This window comes from Micromonospora sp. 15K316, assembly GCF_004348525.1.
Lineage (GTDB): Bacteria > Actinomycetota > Actinomycetes > Mycobacteriales > Micromonosporaceae > Micromonospora.
The window spans coordinates 1-3,538 of the sequence record NZ_SMKG01000358.1; the positions used below are offsets into that span (position 1 = coordinate 1).

A 3,538-nucleotide genomic window follows, 5' to 3' on the forward strand; every position below is an offset into this window, starting at 1 on the left:
GGGCACGGCCGCAGCATAAATGATCATGGGCCGGCGTGGGCCCCGTTCCCGGTCAGCTCGCCCGCAGCTCCGCGAGGACCGCGCCGGCGGCCCGCCAACCGCTGGTCAGGGCCCCCTGGACGGACGGGCTGTCGCGGTGGTCACCGGCGACGAAGAGTCCCTCGCCGAGCGCCACCGGCTTGCGCAGCCGCCCCTGCGGCGGCGGCGCCGCGGGGAGCGCCTGAGGGACGGTGACCGTGCGCAGGTGGGTCCAGTCGGCTGTGGAGCGTCCGTAGAGGCGGGCCAGTTCGAGGCGTACGGTCGGCTCGGGCGGGGGCGTCGGGCCGACCACCGAGGTGGCCACCAGGTGCCGCCCGGGCGGGGCGTACGTGGGCGCGGCGCGGCTCACCACCACCGTGTTGGCGATCAGTTCCCGGCGATCGCCGTCGAGGAGCAGGATCGGCTCGTCGGCCGGGGGCTCGTCGGTGCTGTGGTAGTAGGTCGTGTAGCTGCGCATCCGTACCATCGTCAGGGCCGGCAGCAGGGTGCCCGCGCTGGGCGGGTCGACGGCGACCACGACGGCGCGGCAGCGGATGTCGCCGGCCGGGATGCGGACCCGCCCGGGCGCGACCTCGGCGACCGGGGTGTGCAGGTCGACGAGGTCGGCCGGCAGCGGCGCGGCGACCGCCCGGGGCAGCGCCGCCATCCCCTCGGCGGGCAGGCCGAGCCGGCCGCGGGCGAAGGAGCGGAGGATCATCGCGAAGATCCGGCTGGAGGTCTCCAGTTCGCGGTCGATGAAGACGCCGGAGAGGAACGGGCGGATCAGCTCCTCGATGAGCGCGTCGGAGAGTCCGGCCCGGCGCAGCGCGACCTCGGTGGTGGTCTCCGGGGCGGCGAGCAGCCGACCGGCGGGCAGGGCGGCGCAGCCGGCGGCCAGCCCGGCGAGCCGGAGCCGGTCGAGCAGCGAGCCGACCTCGGCGAAGGCGGTGCCCGCCGCGGCGACCGGTTCACGTAGCGGGTTGACGAGCCGGATCAGCCGGTCACCCCTGCGGACCAGCACGCCGGAGGTGAAGTGGCCGAGCCGCAGGGCGGACACGTCGAGCAGGGCGCCGAGCCGCGGGTAGGCGGTGTTGACCACCTGGAAGCCGCGGTCCAGCAGGTAGCCGTCGACCTCGTCGGTGGCGATCCGGCCGCCGATCCGGCCGCCGGCTTCCAGCAGCCGCCACGGCACGCCGGCGCGGTGCAACCGGCGGGCGGCCGCGAGCCCGGCCAACCCTCCGCCGACGATGACCACGTCCGTCTCAACCGGCATCGCGCCGACCCTCCGCACGGCTCGTCCGAGCCAGCCGGCCCGGCCACCAGATGGTCGGTCCGATGTCGTACGCGAGCGCCGGCACCAGCAGCGAGCGGACCACGATGGTGTCGATGAGTACGCCGACCGCGACCGCGGTGCCCAGCTCGACCAGGACCACGAGCGGCAACACGGTGAGCGCGGAGAACGTCGCGGCGAGCACCAGGCCGGCGGAGGTGATCACGCCGCCGGTGACCGCGAGGCCGGCCAGGACACCGGCCCGGGTGCCGCGTCGCACCGACTCCTCGCGGACCCGGCTCATCAGGAAGATGTTGTAGTCGATGCCGAGGGCGACCAGGAAGACGAAGGCGAAGAGCGGGAACGCGGCGTCCACGCCCGGGAAGTCGAAGACGTGGCGGAAGAGCAGGCCGCAGAGCCCGAGGGTGGCGGTGAACGAGAGCAGCACCGTCGCGATGAGCAGGAGCGGGGCGAGCAGGGCGCGGAGCAGCAGGGCCAGGATGACGGCGATGACCGCCAGCACGACCGGGATGATGACGTTCTGGTCCCGTTCGGCGGCGGTGGTGATGTCCACGTTGGTGGCGGTGAACCCGCCGACCACGGCATCCGCGTCGGGCACCCGGTGCACCGCGGCGCGGAGGTCGCGGATGGTCCGCTCGGCGGCCGCGCTGTCCGGCGGGTCGGCGAGCGTCGCCTCCAACTGGACCCTGCCGTCGACCACCAGCGGTGGCGGGGGTGGCCCGGAGCCGGCCGCCCGCTGGCGGGTGACGGGCCGGACGTCGGCCACCCCGCGGACGCCCTGGGCCGCCTCGGTGACCTGGCGTGCGGCACCCTCGTCGACGATGATCGTGGCCGGGCTGCCGGTCCCCGCCGGATAATGCCGGGCGATGACGTCCTGGCCGGCGACCGAGTCGGTGCGCTTCGTGAACAGGTCGGACTGGCCGAGCGTGGTGGTGCCGAGCTGGGTGAGGCCGATTGCGAGCACGCCCAGCCCGACGGCGGTGAGCAACCAGACCGGACGGGCGCGGCGGGCCACGAAGCCGGCCACCCGGCTCCAGATCCCGTGTTCGAGCTGTGTGGTGGCCGGGTCGTAGCGGGGCCGTCTGGGCCAGAACGCCCACCGGCCGCCGAGCACCAGCAGCGCCGGCAGGAACGTGAGCATCACCAGCAGGGTCGCGGCGATGCCGACGGCCGCGACCGGACCGAGCGCCCGGTTCGAGTTCAGGCTGGAGAGCAGGAGGCAGAGCAGGCTGAGGATGACGGTGCCGCCGGAGGCGATGACCGCCGGGGCGGCACCCCGCCACGCGGCGCGCATGGCGGCCCAGGGTCGCTCGTGCCGGTGCAGCTCCTCCCGGTAGCGGGCCACCAGCAGCAGCGCGTAGTCGGTGCCGGCGCCGAAGACGAGCACGGTGAGGATGCCCTGCGCCTGCCCGTTGAGGGTGACCAGGTCGGCGTCGGCGAGCAGGTAGACGAAGAGCGAGGCCAGGGCGTACGACATTCCCGCGGCGAGCAGCGGGAAGACCCAGAGCACCGGGCTGCGGTAGACCACGAGCAGGATCACCAGCACCACGCAGAGGGTGACCAGCAGCAGCGCCCCGTCGATGGCGGAGAAGACCTCGATCAGGTCGGCGAGCAGGCCGGCCGGGCCGGCGACGTCCACCCTCAACCCACCGCCGCCCTCGCCGGTGATGTCGCGTAGTTGTTCGACGACCGTGCCGATCCGCTCCCCCTCGGCGTTGTCGATCGGCACGACGACCTGCAACGCCTGCCCGTCGGCGCTGGGGATGGGGGGCGGCAGCGGTGCGACCACCCCGGGGACCTGGGCGAAACGGGCGGCGTCGGCGGCCACCGTGCGCTTGTCCGCCTCGGTGAGGCCGGTGGTGCGTTCGTAGACGACGAGGGCGGGCGTGGTCTCCTGCTTCACGAAGCCGCGGGAGCGCTCCTGGGCTCGGGTGGCCTCGGCGTCGGCGGGCAGGAACGCCGCGTTGTCGTTCGTGGCGACCTCACTGAGCCGCCCCGAGTACGGGCCGGCGACCCCACCCACGACCAGCCACGCCAGCACCACGACGAGCGCGATCAGTGTGGCCCGGCGGCGACCCACCGCTCCGGACATCCGCCCCCACCCGTGAGTCGACGCACCGATCGGCGTGGGCGGTCCCTGACGCCGACACCGACCATCGTGCCGGGCGACCCCCTCCCGTTCGGGCGAAACGGGCGAATTACGCAATGCGGAGGGCCGGGCGGCGGCGG

The 3,538-nt window shown here is 74.4% G+C and carries 2 protein-coding genes; both read right to left on the bottom strand.

The window, feature by feature from the left end; translation table 11 throughout:
* Positions 1–52: 52 nt before the first annotated feature.
* Positions 53–1,291, bottom strand: coding sequence for an NAD(P)/FAD-dependent oxidoreductase (locus E1211_RS31320; RefSeq protein WP_132353727.1), 1,239 nt, complete (start codon positions 1,289–1,291; stop codon positions 53–55).
* Positions 1,281–3,401, bottom strand: a complete 2,121-nt coding sequence (locus tag E1211_RS31325) for an MMPL family transporter (RefSeq protein ID WP_132353728.1) — start codon at positions 3,399–3,401, stop codon at positions 1,281–1,283. The genes E1211_RS31320 and E1211_RS31325 overlap by 11 nt, the downstream gene beginning before the upstream one ends.
* Between the last annotated feature and the right edge of the window lie 137 nt (positions 3,402–3,538).